11 protein-coding genes are annotated in these 13,428 nt (G+C 75.2%); 8 read left to right on the top strand and 3 right to left on the bottom strand.

Annotated features, from left to right (window positions below):
• Positions 1-103 precede the first annotated feature (103 nt).
• Positions 104-871: a TrmH family RNA methyltransferase gene (locus AC5K6T_RS22680; RefSeq protein WP_493212187.1), complete on the top strand. Its 768-nt coding sequence runs from the start codon at positions 104-106 to the stop codon at positions 869-871.
• 220 nt (positions 872-1,091) lie between these two features.
• Here AC5K6T_RS22680 and paaN read toward each other — a convergent pair whose 3' ends face one another.
• On the bottom strand, positions 1,092-2,783 hold the full coding sequence (gene paaN / locus AC5K6T_RS22675) for a phenylacetic acid degradation protein PaaN (RefSeq protein WP_493211674.1): 1,692 nt from the start codon (positions 2,781-2,783) through the stop codon (positions 1,092-1,094).
• Positions 2,784-2,955: 172 nt separating this feature from the next.
• On the opposite strand from paaN, the gene AC5K6T_RS22670 reads away from it, so the two are divergent.
• Complete coding sequence (locus AC5K6T_RS22670; protein ID WP_493211672.1) at positions 2,956-4,473, top strand: 3-hydroxyacyl-CoA dehydrogenase; 1,518 nt, start codon at positions 2,956-2,958, stop codon at positions 4,471-4,473.
• Positions 4,470-5,060, top strand: coding sequence for a TetR/AcrR family transcriptional regulator (locus AC5K6T_RS22665; protein WP_493211671.1), 591 nt, complete (start codon positions 4,470-4,472; stop codon positions 5,058-5,060). The genes AC5K6T_RS22670 and AC5K6T_RS22665 overlap by 4 nt, the downstream gene beginning before the upstream one ends.
• A gap of 195 nt (positions 5,061-5,255) precedes the next feature.
• Here the strand turns inward: AC5K6T_RS22665 and AC5K6T_RS22660 are convergent, their stop codons facing one another.
• A complete protein-coding gene (locus AC5K6T_RS22660) occupies positions 5,256-5,762 on the bottom strand; it encodes an Lrp/AsnC family transcriptional regulator (protein WP_493211669.1) in 507 nt (168 codons plus the stop codon).
• Positions 5,763-5,935: 173 nt separating this feature from the next.
• Here AC5K6T_RS22660 and pdhA point away from each other — a divergent pair, with 173 nt between their 5' ends.
• From pdhA to AC5K6T_RS22635, 5 genes are all read left to right on the top strand, one after another.
• Positions 5,936-7,081, top strand: a complete 1,146-nt coding sequence (gene pdhA / locus AC5K6T_RS22655; protein ID WP_493211668.1) for a pyruvate dehydrogenase (acetyl-transferring) E1 component subunit alpha — start codon at positions 5,936-5,938, stop codon at positions 7,079-7,081.
• Entirely contained in the window at positions 7,078-8,082 is a 1,005-nt protein-coding gene (locus AC5K6T_RS22650; RefSeq protein ID WP_493211666.1) for an alpha-ketoacid dehydrogenase subunit beta, read from the top strand. The genes pdhA and AC5K6T_RS22650 overlap by 4 nt, the downstream gene beginning before the upstream one ends.
• On the top strand, positions 8,082-9,590 hold the full coding sequence (locus AC5K6T_RS22645; protein ID WP_493211664.1) for a dihydrolipoamide acetyltransferase family protein: 1,509 nt from the start codon (positions 8,082-8,084) through the stop codon (positions 9,588-9,590). Before AC5K6T_RS22650 ends, AC5K6T_RS22645 begins: the two co-directional genes overlap by 1 nt.
• A gap of 141 nt (positions 9,591-9,731) precedes the next feature.
• Positions 9,732-10,673, top strand: a complete 942-nt coding sequence (locus AC5K6T_RS22640) for an NTP transferase domain-containing protein (RefSeq protein WP_493211662.1) — start codon at positions 9,732-9,734, stop codon at positions 10,671-10,673.
• Positions 10,670-12,010 carry a molybdopterin molybdotransferase MoeA gene (locus AC5K6T_RS22635; RefSeq protein WP_493211661.1) on the top strand — a complete coding sequence of 447 codons (1,341 nt, stop codon included), beginning with the start codon at positions 10,670-10,672 and terminating at the stop codon, positions 12,008-12,010. Before AC5K6T_RS22640 ends, AC5K6T_RS22635 begins: the two co-directional genes overlap by 4 nt.
• 277 nt (positions 12,011-12,287) lie before the next feature.
• On the opposite strand, the gene AC5K6T_RS22630 is transcribed toward AC5K6T_RS22635, so the two are convergent.
• The gene (locus AC5K6T_RS22630; RefSeq protein ID WP_493211659.1) at positions 12,288-13,403 is read right to left on the bottom strand and encodes a potassium channel family protein; all 1,116 of its coding nucleotides are present in this window, start codon (positions 13,401-13,403) and stop codon (positions 12,288-12,290) included.
• Positions 13,404-13,428: the final 25 nt, after the last annotated feature.

The following is a 13,428-nucleotide window of genomic DNA, read 5'->3' as shown; positions in this document are numbered from 1 at the left end:
CGGGGGACCCGGGGCGCGGGCGGCTCCGGACGCACGCGGCGCCGGTGCGGCGCCCTCGCAGGCCGCCGGTGGTCCCGCGCCCGCCGCCCCGGCGGGCGGCTCGCTGCCCGCCCGTGACGCCGTGGCGCGCTGGCGCCGGCTGGCCGCTGGTGGGGGCTGCGTCCTGCTGGACGGGTTCCACGCCCTCAAACACGCCCTGCGCTTCGGCGCCGAGGTCCCGGTCGCGGTCACGGCGGGCCGGGACGCGGCGCTGGCGCTGGCGGAGGAGCTGGCGCCGGATGTGCGGGAGACGCTGGAGGGGCTGCTGGCCGAGGTGCCGCAGCCGGTGTACGCGTCGCTGGTGCCGCGTCCGCACCCCACCGCCGTGGCGGCCCTGGCCGTACGGCCGCCGCGCGCGGCCAACCTGGCGCGGCTCGCCCGCTCCCCGCGGACCGCCCCGGTCGTGGTCCTCGACGAGCCGCGCAACCTGGGCAACGCGGGCGCGGTGATCCGGCTCGCCGCCGGGTTCGGGGTGACCGGCGTGGTCACCACCGGCACGCTCGACCCCTGGCACCCGACGGTCGTACGCGGCGGGGCGGGGCTGCACTTCGCGACCGCGGTGGAGCGCCTGGATCCGGCCGGACTGCCCGCCGGGCCGCTGTTCGCGCTCGACCCCGAGGGGGACGACATCCGGGGTGTGCGGCTCCCGGACGACGCCGTCCTCGCCTTCGGGTCGGAGCGCAGCGGGCTGTCGGACGCCGTACGCGCGCGTGCCGACCGGCTGGTGGCCCTGCCGATGCGCCCCCAGGTCTCCAGCTACAACCTCGCGACGAGCGTGGCCATGACGCTGTACCACTGGAGCCTGGGCGGCGCTCCGGGCCCGGTGCGCTGAGCGCTCCGCCGGGAGCGCCCGGTGTGACGCCGGCCGGCCGCGGCGCCCGGGTGGCGGGTCGCGCAGTACCCCGCGCCCTTCGGGGGCTGCCGCACCGCGGCGGGCCTCGCCCGCCGGCTCGGCAGGCGCCGCCCGGTGCGGCGGCCCCCGGCCGGCCCGGTGCCCCGGCCGCGGACCGGCCCGGTGCGGCGGCCGCGCCGGGCCGAGGGCGCGCGGGGGCTCAGGCCTGGCGGCGGACCTCGACCACGCGGAACCGGTTCGCCACGAACGCCCCGTCGCACAGGGCCGCGTTGGCCGCCGGGTTGCCGCCCGAGCCGTGGAAGTCGGAGAAGGCGGCGGTCTGGTTGACGTACACCCCGCCGGTGAGGTTCAGGGAGAGCTGGGCGGCCTCCTCCAGGCAGACCTCCTCGACCGCCCGCTCGGCCTCGCTGTCGGTGGTGTAGGCGCCGACGGTCATGGCGCCCTTCTCGCGGACCGTGCGGCGCAGCAGCTCCACCGCGGCGTCGGTGGAGTCGACGGCGACCGCGAAGGACACCGGTCCGAAGCACTCGCTCATGTAGGCGGCCTCGTCGTCCGGCTTGGCCCCGTCCAGCTTCACGATCACCGGGGTGCGCACGACCGCGTCCGGGAAGTCCGGGTTGGTGATCTCGCGGGAGGCCAGCGCGACCTCGCCGAGCCCGGCGGCGGCCTCCAGACGGGCCTTGACGTCGGGGTTGACGACGGCGCCGAGCAGGCCGCAGGCACGCGCGTCGTCGCCGAGCAGGCCGTCCACGGCGCGGGCCAGGTCGGCGGTGACCTCGTCGAAGGTCTTCGGGCCCTGGTCGGTGCGGATGCCGTCGCGGGGGATCAGCAGGTTCTGCGGGGTGGTGCACATCTGGCCGCTGTACAGCGACAGCGAGAAGGCCAGGTTGGCGAGCATCCCCCGGTAGTCGTCGGTGGAGTCGACGACGACCGTGTTGACCCCGGCCTTCTCCGTGTAGACCTGCGCCTGGCGGGCGTTGGCCTCCAGCCAGTCGCCGAACGCCGTCGACCCGGTGTAGTCGATGATCCGGATCTCCGGGCGGGTGGCCAGGGTCTTGGCGATGCCCTCGCCGGGGCGCTCGGCGGCCAGCGCCACCAGGTTCGGGTCGAAGCCGGCCTCGGCGAGCACCTCGCGGGCCGCCCGCACGGTCAGCGCGAGCGGCAGCACCGCACGCGGGTGGGGCTTGACCAGGACCGCGTTGCCGGTGGCGAGGGAGGCGAACAGCCCCGGGTAGCCGTTCCAGGTGGGGAAGGTGTTGCAGCCGATGACGAGGCCGATGCCGCGCGGCACCGGCGTGAACTGCTTGGTGAGCGCCAGCGGGTCCCGCTTGCCCTGCGGCTTGGTCCACTCCGCGGTGCCGGGGGTGCGCACCTGTTCCGCGTACGCGTACGCCACGGCCTCCAGGCCGCGGTCCTGGGCGTGCGGGCCGCCCGCCTGGAACGCCATCATGAAGGCCTGGCCGGAGGTGTGCATGACCGCGTGCGCGAACTCGTGCGTGCGCCGGCTGATCCGCTGGAGGATCTCCAGGCACACCGCGGCCCGCAGCTCCGCGCCCGCGTCCCGCCAGGCGCGCAGGCCGGCCCGCATGGCGGGCAGCAGCACGTCGAGGTCGGCGTGCGGGTAGGCGACGCCGAGCTCGATGCCGTACGGGGACCGTTCATCGCCCACCCAGTCGTCGGTGCCGGGCTGGCCCAGGTCCAGGCGGCCGCCGAGGAGGGCGTCGAACGCGGCCCTGCCCGCCGCGGCGTCCAGGCTGCCGTGCTCGCCGTACGCCTTGGGGTGCTCGGGGTGGGGGGACCAGTACGCGCGGGTGCGGATCGCTTCCAGCGCCTGGTCGAGGGTGGGCCGGTGCCGGGCGATCAGCTGGTGCGCGGTGAGTTCGGCGGCCATGCGGGACCAACTCCTTGGGTGGAGAACTCTTCGTTGAGCTCGTGGCGGAGCCCGTGACCTGTCCCGGAACATGGGCGGGAACAGGCGGTCAGAGTTAGAGTAACCGAACGATCGGTCGGTTCAAGGGGGTCCGCCGCATCTGTGGAGAACCCCGTGCGGGAGGATCGCGCCCATGACAGCACTCGACCTCAGCAGCCCCGTGGCAGTCGTCGGCACCGGCACCATGGGCCAGGGCATCGCCCAGGTCGCGCTGCTCGCGGGCCATCCCGTACGGCTGCACGACACGGCGCCCGGCCGCGCCCGGCAGGCCGCCGACGCGATCGGCGCCCGGCTGGACCGGCTCGTGGAGAAGGACCGGCTCACCGCCGCCGGCCGCGACGCCGCGCGCGCCCGCCTGCTGCCCGCGGCGGACCTCGCCGAGCTCGCGGACTGCGCGCTGGTCGTCGAGGCGGTCCTGGAGCGCCTCGACGTCAAGCAGGACCTGTTCCGCGCACTGGAGGACGTCGTCGCGGACGACTGCCTGCTCGCCACCAACACCTCGTCCCTGTCGGTCACCGCGATCGGCGGCGCCCTGGCGAACCCCGGCCGGTTCGTCGGCCTGCACTTCTTCAACCCGGCCCCGCTGCTGCCGCTCGTCGAGGTCGTCTCCGGGTTCGCCACCGACGTCACCTCGGCCACCTGCGCGTACGAGACCGCCCGCGCCTGGGGCAAGACGCCGGTCGCCTGCGCCGACACCCCCGGCTTCATCGTCAACCGCATCGCCCGGCCCTTCTACGCCGAGGCCTTCGCCGTCCTGGAGGCCCAGGGCGCGGACCCGGCCACCATCGACGCCGTGCTGCGCGAGTCGGGCGGCTTCCGGATGGGCGCGTTCGAGCTGACCGACCTGATCGGGCAGGACGTCAACGAGTCGGTGACGCACTCGGTGTGGCGGTCCTTCTTCCAGGACGTGCGCTTCACGCCGTCGCTCGCCCAGCGGCGCCTGGTGGAGTCCGGCCGGCTCGGCCGCAAGAGCGGGCACGGCTGGTACGACCACGCCGACGGCGCCGAACGCCCCGAGCCGCACACCGCGGAGCCGGCCGAACCGCCCGCCTACGTCGTCGTCGAGGGCGACCTGGGCCCCGCGGGTGACCTGCTCGCCCTCATCCGGGAGGCGGGCATCCAGGTCCGCGAGGAGGACGAGGACCACGGCACCCGCCTGGTGCTGCCCGGCGGCGGCCAGCTGGCCCTCGCCGACGGCCAGACCTCGGTGGAGTTCCGCGACGTCGTCTACTTCGACCTCGCCCTGGACTACCGGCGGGCCGGCCGCATCGCGCTCTCCGCGTCCCAGGACACCGCCCCGCGCACGCTCTCCGAGGCCGTCGGCCTGTTCCAGGCGCTCGGCAAGAAGGTCAGCGTGATCGGTGACGTCCCCGGCATGATCGTGGCCCGCACGGTCGCCCGGATCATCGACCTCGCGCACGACGCCGTCGCCAAGGGCGTGGCCACCGAGGAGGACGTCGACACCGCGATGCGCCTCGGCGTCAACTACCCCCTGGGTCCCTTCGAATGGAGCCGCCGGCTGGGCCGGAACTGGGCCTACGCCGTCCTCGACGACCTGCACCTGCGCGATCCCTCCGGCCGCTACGCGCCGTCCCTGGCGCTGTACCGCCACGCGTACGCCTCCGACAAGCGGGAGGGGAGCACCTCATGACCACCGCCAGGCGTGACACCTACACCCCCGAGACCCTGCTGTCCGTGGCCGTCCGGGTCTTCAACGAACGCGGCTACGACGGCACGTCCATGGAGCACCTGTCCAGGGCGGCCGGCATCTCCAAGTCGTCGATCTACCACCATGTCGCCGGCAAGGAGGAGCTGCTGCGCCGCGCGGTGAGCCGGGCGCTCGACGGGCTGTTCGGGATCCTCGGCGAGGAGCACGCGCGCGGGGGACGCGCCGCCGACCGCCTGGAGTACGTCGTCCGGCGCATGGTCGAGGTGCTGGTCGCCGAGCTCCCCTATGTGACGCTGCTGCTGCGGGTGCGCGGCAACACGGACACCGAACGGTGGGCCCTGGAGCGGCGCCGCGACTTCGACCACCAGGTCGCCGAACTGCTGAAGGCGGCCGCGGCGGACGGGGACGTGCGCGGCGACGTGGAGGTCCGGCTCGCCACCCGGCTGGTCTTCGGCATGATCAACTCGATCGTCGAGTGGTACCGCCCCGACGGGCGCGGCGGCACCGAGCGCGAGGTGGCCGACGCGGTGGTCCTCCTGGTCTTCGGCGGGCTGCGCCGGGACGGCTGACCGCACCGGCCGCGGCGGGCGGCGGGGCCGCGCCGCGTCGGCCGGTGAGGCGGCGGCGGGGCGGCCGGTGAGGCGGCGGCGGGGCGGCCGGTGAGGCGGCGGCGGGGCGGCTGCTGAGGCGGCCGGGGTGCGCCCAGCGGACGGTGAGGCCGGGGTGCGGGATCGGCCCAGCGGACGGTGAGGCCGGGTGCGGGATCAGCCCAGCGGCTCCAGGTCCTCCTCCTCGAAGACCAGCAGCGTCCGGCTGCTGAGCACCTCCGGTATCGCCTGCAGCCGGGTGAGCACCAGCTCGCGCAGCGCCCGGTTGTCTGAGGTGTGCACCAGCAGCAGCACGTCGAAGTCGCCGCCCACCAGCGCGATGTGGGAGGCGCCGGGCAGCTGCCGCAGCTGTTCGCGCACGGTGCGCCAGGAGTTCTGGACGATCTTCAGGGTGATGTACGCCGACGTGCCCTGGCCCGCGCGCTCGTGGTCGACCCGCGCCCCGAAGCCGCGGATGACGCCGTCCTCCACGAGCCGGTTGATGCGCGCGTAGGCGTTGGCGCGGGAGACGTGCACCCGCTCCGCCACGGACCGGACCGAGGCGCGCCCGTCGGCCTGCAGCATGCGCAGGATGTCCTGGTCGACGGCGTCGAGCGGACGCGGCGGCGGAGCGGCCCCGGCGTCCGCCGCCTCGGCTCCCTCGGCCATTTGTTCAGATGCCATGTCCCCCCGCCTCCCTATCATGGACGTACTGCATCCATCTCAGGCTGTGGAGAACCGATTGTCCACAGCATGGCGGTGCCTGTAGCCAAAATGTGCCGACGACCGAACAATCGGTAGGTGAGGCGCATCACAGACGCTGCGCCTCCTAGCCGCTCCCACGAGGAGGTGCCGTCATGACGGTCATGGAGCAGCGGGGCGGGTACCGGCCGTCGCCGCCGCCCGCCTGGCAGCCCCGCACGGACCCCGCGCCGCTGCTGCCGGACGCCGAGCCCCACCGCGTCCTCGGGACGGACGCGGCCGCCGAGGCCGACCCGCAGCTGCTGCGCCGGCTGTACGCGGAGCTGGTGCGCGGACGCCGGTACAACGCGCAGGCCACGGCCCTCACCAAGCAGGGCCGCCTCGCCGTGTACCCGTCCAGCACCGGCCAGGAGGCCTGTGAGGTGGCCGCCGCGCTGTGCCTTCAGGACCGCGACTGGCTCTTCCCCAGCTACCGCGACACCCTCGCCGCGGTCGCCCGCGGTGTCGACCCGGTGCAGGCCCTCACCCTGCTGCGCGGCGACTGGCACACCGGCTACGACCCGCACGAGCACCGGGTGGCCCCCCTGTGCACCCCGCTGGCCACCCAGCTGCCGCACGCCGTGGGCCTCGCCCACGCCGCCCGGCTGAAGGGCGACGACGTGGTCGCCCTCGCCCTGGTCGGCGACGGCGGCACCAGCGAGGGCGACTTCCACGAGGCGCTGAACTTCGCCGCCGTCTGGCAGGCTCCGGTCGTCTTCCTCGTGCAGAACAACGGCTTCGCGATCTCCGTGCCGCTCGCCAAGCAGACCGCGGCCCCCTCCCTGGCCCACAAGGCCGTCGGATACGGCATGCCGGGCCGACTGGTCGACGGCAACGACGCGGCCGCCGTCCACGAGGTCCTCGCCGAGGCCGTGCGCCGTGCCCGTGAGGGCGGCGGACCGACCCTGGTGGAGGCCGTCACCTACCGCATCGACGCCCACACCAACGCCGACGACGCCACCCGCTACCGCGGCGACGCCGAGGTCGAGACCTGGCGCGACCACGATCCGATCCTGCTGCTGGAGCGGGAGCTGACGGAGCGCGGACTGCTCGACGAGCAGACGGTGAGCCGGGCCCGCGAGGACGCCGAGGCCATGGCCGCCGCACTGCGCGAGCGCATGAACCAGGACCCGGTGCTGGACCCCATGGACCTCTTCGCCCACGTCTACGCCGAACCCACCCCCCAGCTCCGCGAGCAGCGGGCCGGGCTGCGGGCCGAGTTCGAGGCCGAGGCCGACTCCCGGGAAGGGGCCACGCGATGACCACCGTCGCCGTGAAGCCCGCCACGATGGCGCAGGCGCTCACGCGCGCGATGCGCGACGCGATGGCCGCCGACCCGTCCGTGCACGTCCTCGGTGAGGACGTCGGCGCCCTCGGCGGCGTCTTCCGCGTCACCGACGGCCTCGCCGAGGAGTTCGGCGAGGACCGCTGCACCGACACCCCGCTCGCCGAGGCCGGCATCCTCGGCACGGCCGTCGGCATGGCCATGTACGGGCTGCGCCCGGTCGTCGAGATGCAGTTCGACGCCTTCGCCTATCCCGCGTTCGAGCAGCTCATCAGTCATGTCGCCCGCATGCGCAACCGCACCCGCGGCGCGATGCCGCTGCCCGTCACGATCCGCGTCCCGTACGGCGGCGGCATCGGCGGCGTCGAGCACCACAGCGACTCCTCCGAGGCGTACTACATGGCGACTCCGGGGCTCCATGTCGTCATGCCAGCCACCGTGCCCGACGCCTACGGCCTGCTGCGCGCCGCGATCGCCTCCGACGACCCGGTCGTCTTCCTGGAGCCCAAGCGGCTCTACTGGTCGAAGGACTCCTGGAATCCGGACGACCCCGAGACCGTCGCCCCGATCGGACGCGCGGTGGTGCGCCGCACCGGCCGCAGCGCCACCCTCATCACCTACGGCCCGTCCGTGCCGGTCTGCCTGGAAGCGGCCGAGGCGGCGCGCGCCGAGGGCTGGGACCTGGAGGTCGTCGACCTGCGCTCCCTGGTGCCGTTCGACGACGAGACGGTCTGCGCCTCGGTGCGGCGGACCGGACGAGCCGTCGTCGTGCACGAGTCGGGCGGCTTCGGCGGGCCGGGCGGGGAGATCGCGGCCCGCGTCACGGAGCGCTGCTTCCACCACCTGGAGGCGCCGGTGCTGCGGGTGGCCGGATTCGACATCCCCTATCCGCCGCCCATGCTGGAGAAGCACCACCTGCCCGGCGTCGACCGCATCCTGGACGCCGTCGCGCGTCTGCAGTGGGAGGCGGAGAACTGATGGCACAGGTGCTGGAGTTCAGGCTGCCCGACCTCGGGGAGGGGCTCACCGAGGCGGAGATCGTCCGCTGGCTGGTGCAGGTCGGTGACGTCGTCGCCGTCGACCAGCCGGTCGTGGAGGTCGAGACGGCCAAGGCGATGGTCGAGGTGCCCTGCCCCTACGGCGGTGTGGTCACCGCCCGGTTCGGCGAGGAGGGCACCGAACTGCCCGTCGGGGCACCGCTGCTGACGGTCGCCGTCGGCGCGGCGGCCCCCGGCGACGGGGCCGGAGCACCCGGCGGCGCGGCCCCGACCCCGCACCCGGCATCGCACCCGGCATCGCACCCGGCGTCGGGCGCGGCGTCGGGCGCGGCGTCGGGCGGGGCGCCGGGCGTGGCATCGGGCGTGGCATCGGGCGTGGCGCCGGCTCGCGGGCAGGGCTCGCCCGAGGGATCGGGCAACGTCCTCGTGGGATACGGCACGAGCGCGCCCCCGGCACGCCGCCGCAGGGTGCGCCGGACAGCCCCGGCCGAGGCGCCCCCGGCACCGGGAGCCGACACCGCGGCTGCTCCCCCGGCACCCGCCGCGCCGGTGGCCGTGGACGCCACGGGCCCTGTCCCGGTGATCTCCCCGCTGGTTCGCCGCCTCGCCCGTGAGAACGGGCTGGACCTGCGGAAGCTGACCGGCTCCGGGCCCGAGGGCCTCATCCTGCGGGCCGACGTGGAGAGCGCGCTGCGGGCGGGCACGCGGGCGGGCCGCGCCGGGCAGGCCGACGGGGTGCACCCGGCCGGCGCACCGGTCACGGCGCCCGCCGCGTCTCCGGTCCGCTCCTCCGCCCACGCGGGGGTCCGCATCCCGCTCAAGGGGGTGCGCGGTGCCGTCGCCGACAAGCTCGCGCGCAGCCGGCGCGAGATCCCGGACGCGACCTGCTGGGTGGACGCCGACGCCACGGAGCTGATGCGGGCGCGGACCGCGATGAACGCGGCAGGCGGGCCGAAGATCTCGCTGCTCGCCCTGCTGGCCCGGATCTGCACGGCGGCCCTCGCCCGGTTCCCCGAGCTCAACTCCACCGTCGACCCCGAGGCCCGGGAGGTCGTCCGGCTCGACGAGGTGCACCTCGGCTTCGCCGCCCAGACCGACCGCGGTCTCGTCGTGCCGGTCGTCCGGGACGCCCACGTCCGGGACGCCGAGGCACTGAGCGCCGAGCTGGCACGGCTCACCGAGGCCGGGCGGTCCGGGACCCTCACACCGGCGGACCTGACCGGAGGCACCTTCACCCTCAACAACTACGGGGTGTTCGGCGTGGACGGCTCCACGCCGATCATCAACCACCCCGAGGCCGCGATGCTCGGGGTCGGCCGGATCGTGCCCAGACCGTGGGTGCACGAGGGCGAGCTGGCCGTCCGGCAGGTCGTGCAGCTGTCGCTCACCTTCGACCACCGCGTCTGCGACGGCGGCACGGCGGGCGGCTTCCTGCGCTATGTGGCGGACTGCGTGGAGCAGCCGGCCGTCCTGCTGCGCACGCTCTGACGAGGGCCCTGCCGGGACCCGCGCGGTCCCGCCAGGGCGGAGGCCCTGGGCCGGGGCCTCCGCCCTGCCCCGGGCCGGCGCCCCGGCCCAAGGGGCGGACCGGTGTTCCCGCAGGCCCGGCCCGCCCCGCATACTCGGGACGTGAGCGAGAACGCGCCCATCGACCCGGGCCGGGATCCCGGCGGGGAGCCCGGCTATGACGCCGTGGTCCTGGCCGGCGGCGCCGCCCGGCGGCTCGGCGGCGCGGACAAGCCCGGGGTGCGGGTGGGCGGGCGCGCACTGCTCGACCGGGTGCTCGACGCCTGCGCGGACGCCGGGACCACCGTCGTGGTGGCGGCGGCGCGCCCGACGTCCCGGCCGGTGCGCTGGGCGCGCGAGGAGCCGCCGGGCGGCGGTCCGCTCGCCGCGCTCGACGCCGGGCTGCGCCATGCGGCCGCACCCCATGCCGCCGTGCTCTCCGCGGATCTGCCGTTCCTGCGTGCGCACACCCTGCGCGCACTGCTGGCCACGGTGCGGGCGGACGGCACCGACGGGGCCCTGCTCGCCGACGCCGGGGGACGGGAGCAGCCGCTGGTGGCGGTCTACCGGACCGCGGCCCTGCGCGAGGGGCTCGCCGCGCTCACCGCCGAGCACGGTTCCCTGGCCGGGCTGCCGCTGCGGCGGCTCACCTCACGGCTCGCTCTGAGCCGCCTCACCGACCCCGTTGCGGCGTTCGACTGCGACACCTGGGACGACATCGCCGCCGCCCGGGTCCGTATCAGGGAGCATGAGCACGTGTTGGATGAATGGATCTCCGCAGTCAAGGACGAGCTGGGCATCGACCTGGACGTCGACACCGCCACCCTGCTCGACCTGGCCCGCGACGCCGCGCACGGCGTGGCCCGGCCGGCGGCGCCGCTGACCACCTTCCTCGTCGGCTACGCCGCCGCCCGCGCGGGCGGCGGCCCCGAAGCGGTTGCCGAAGCCTCCCGCAGGGCGACCGCCCTGGCCCTGCGCTGGGCCCAGGAGGACGCCGCCGACGGCACTCCCGCGACCGGCAGCGGCACCGGCAGCGGCACCGGCAGCGGTCCGGACGCCGGATGACCGCCCGCGGACTCGGCCAGGACGCCGACGACCTCGACGTCGAGGAGGCGCTCGCGCTGGTGAGACCCGTGGGAGGCGGCACCTCGGCGGTGCCGCAGCCGTCCGGCGGAGGCGGTCACCGGCCGTCCGGGCGGCCGCGGGCCACCGTCTGGTCCGAGGCCCGCGCCGTCGCCGCCCGCGCGGCACGGCGCAGCCCGCGCCGCGCCCCCGAACCGGCGCCGCTCGGCGCCGCCCTCGGTCTCGTCCTCGCCGAGCCGCTCACCGCCCTCACCGACCTGCCCTCCTTCGACACCTCCGCGATGGACGGCTGGGCGGTCGCCGGGCCCGGCCCGTGGACCGTACGGGACGAGGGCGTCCTGGCCGGACACACCGCGGCCGGCCGTCTGGACGACGGCGAGGCGGTCCGGATCGCCACCGGTGCGCGCATCCCCCCGGACACCACCGCCGTGCTGCGCAGTGAGCACGGCCGCGAGGACGGCGGCGGCCGCCTGCACCCGACCCGCGAGGTCGTCCACGGCCAGGACATCCGCCCGCGCGGCCAGGAGTGCCGCAGCGGCGACCAGCTCCTGGCGGTCGGCACCCTGGTGACCCCGGCCGTGCTCGGCCTGGCCGCGGCCGCGGGCTACGACACCCTCAGCGCCGTCCCCCGCCCCCGTGCCGAGGTGTTCGTCCTCGGGGACGAACTGCTCACCGAAGGCCTGCCGCACGACGGCCTGATCAGGGACGCCCTCGGCCCGATGCTGCCCCACTGGCTGCGTGCGCTGGGCGCGGAGGTCGTCGCCGTGCACCGGCTCGGCGACGACGCCGAATCCCTGCACCGGGCTGTCACCGGCAGTGACGCCGACCTCGTCGTCACCACGGGCGGCACCGCGGCCGGCCCCGTCGACCACGTCCAGCCCACCCTGCGTCGTATCGGCGCGGAGTTCCTGGTGAACGGGGTGGCCGTGCGCCCCGGGCACCCCATGCTGCTGGCCCGTACCGGGGAGGCACAGCACCTCGTGGGCCTGCCCGGCAACCCCCTCGCGGCCGTCTCCGGGCTTCTCACCCTGGCCGAGCCGCTGCTGCGGACACTCGCCGCCCGCCCGGCGCCCCAGCCGTACGCGATGCCGCTGCGTGACGCCGTGCACGGGCATCCGCACGACACCCGCCTCGTGCCGGTCGCGCTGCGCGCCGATCACGCCGTACCGCTGCACTACAACGGTCCGGCGATGCTGCGCGGGATCGCGGTGGCCGACGCCATGGCCGTCGTACCGCCCGGCGGTGCCGCGGCGGGGCAGGACGTGGAACTGCTGGATCTGCCGTGGGCGACCGCGGGGACCGGTGTGTGCCTGACCTGACCCGCTGGGTGCGCATGGCCCGCTGGGTGCGTCTGACGTGACCCGCTGACGGGCCGGGAGGAACTGGGTGAAATCGGTAGGAACTTGGAGAGATAGGGAGGGACTGGGAGGAAGGCGATGCACGGGTGTTTCACGTGAAACGTCGCCGACCGGGTGTGTTTCACGTGAAACACACCCGAAAGCACCATGCCCCAGCCGTCGCGCGGCCGGTGCGGCGTGTGCAGGCCGTTCTTCCGCGGCCGCCGGCCGCCGGTCGCCAGCCGCGGGCCGGTCGTGGTCACTCCTCCTCGATGGTTTCGGCGCGCCGCACGGTGACCACCCGGTCGCCGGGACGCAGCGGCGCGGCACGCTCGTCGGTGTAGTCCAGCACCTGGCGCCCGCGTACGACGGCCATGACCAGGTCGGCACAGGCGCTGGGCGACCGGCCCGCCTCGTCGGCCGTCACGGGCCGCTCGACCAGATCGAGGCCGGTGCCGAGGGTCATCAGGTCCTCCAGGGTCCGGGCGACCACCGGGCTGACCATCGACACGCCCAGCAGTCGGCCGGCGGAGCTGGAACTGGTGACGACGGTGTCGGCGCCGCTCTGCCGGAGCAGGGGCACGTTCTCGTCCTCGCGGGCGGCCACCACGATGGTCGCGTGCCGGTTGAGCTGGCGCACCGTGAGGGTGACCAGGGCGGCGGTGTCGTCCCGCTGGGGAGCGACGATGACCCGGGCCGCGGAGTTGGCCTCCGCCTTCAGCAGCGTCTCGGACCGGGTGGCGTCCCCGGTGACCGACACCAGCCCGTCGTCGCCGGCCGAGGTGGCCGCCTTGCGCTGGGCGTCCACGACCACGATCCGGTCCTTCGCCACCCCCTGGCCGATCAGCGTGCGGACCGCGTGCCGCCCCTTGGTCCCGTACCCCACGACCACGATGTGGTCGCGGGTGCGGGCCCGCCAGCGGTGGATGCGCACCTGCTGGCGGGTGCGCTCGGTGAGCACCTCCAGCGTGGTGCCGACCAGGATGATCAGGAAGACCACCCGCAGGGGCGTGATGAGCAGGATGTTCACCAGCCGCGCGGTGTCGCTGACGGGCGTCACGTCGCCGTAGCCCGTGGTGGAGAGGGTGACCGTGGCGTAGTAGGCCGCGTCCAGGAAGCTGACGGACCCGTCGGCGTTGTCGTTGTAGCCGGCGCGGTCGAACCAGACGATCAGCGTGGTCAGCGCCAGCACCGCCAGAGCCAGGGCGAGGCGTCGTATGACCTGCTGGAGCGGGGGCATGGCCGTCCCGGTCGGCATCACGATGGAGCGTCCGGCCTCGGCGTCGTCGCGGGCCTCGACGCGCGAGCGGTGCCACAGCGACCGGAACAACGAGTACCTCGTCGTCCCGGCCGGTGCCTTCTGGTCGTGCTTCATCGCGTGCCCCCACGGTTGTGATCGG

The organism is Streptomyces sp. B8-7 (assembly GCF_058833805.1).
The sequence above is the reverse complement of the archived record's forward strand: the minus strand, read 5'-3'. Positions and strand labels throughout refer to the sequence as shown.